Here is a 517-nt window from a genome sequence, read left to right as displayed (position 1 = left end):
TGAAGACATCCTGAACCGGTTGCCCCCAGACAGCGGGCTGCCTGCCGAGCCCGAAATGTGGTCGCAGTGGCAACAAGGATTGAGTGTGCGTATTACCCTGCGCAAGGATCCCAAGCGGTTGCGCATGCTGCTGATCATGGACAACTTGGCAGGCCACCTCACCCCGAGCTTCGTGGGCTGGCTGTTCGACCACGGCGTCATGCCGCTGTATACCCCCGTAGGCGGATCATGGCTCAACCTGAGCGAGTCGATGCAACACATCCTGGTGCAGCGAGCTCTGGCCGGGCAGGATCTACACATGCCTGAACAGATCATCTTCAACTTGGAGCAAGCTGCACGAGCCTGGAACAAAAATCCAACGCCATTTACCTGGGGCGGCCGGCGACATGTGCGTCGGCAACGAGCACGGGAGCGCATGCATCGGCTGGCCGCATCAGGAGCATGCGTCCTTCGGCCGCTGCGTCGCTCACGAGCAGCAGTGGCTCAATGGCAAAAGGCGTGGCGAACGCCCCACTAG

General features: G+C 61.1%; 1 pseudogene. It reads left to right on the top strand.

What is annotated here, in order from left to right:
* Window positions 1–517 (top strand): annotated as a pseudogene (locus SM757_RS35040) (hypothetical protein); the annotation flags it as partial.

Origin of the sequence: Azohydromonas lata (genome assembly GCF_034427735.1) — a bacterium.
In the GTDB taxonomy this organism is placed as follows: Bacteria; Pseudomonadota; Gammaproteobacteria; order Burkholderiales; family Burkholderiaceae_C; genus Azohydromonas; species Azohydromonas lata.
Note: the sequence above shows the minus strand (reverse complement) of the source record. Positions and strands in the feature narration are given on the sequence as shown.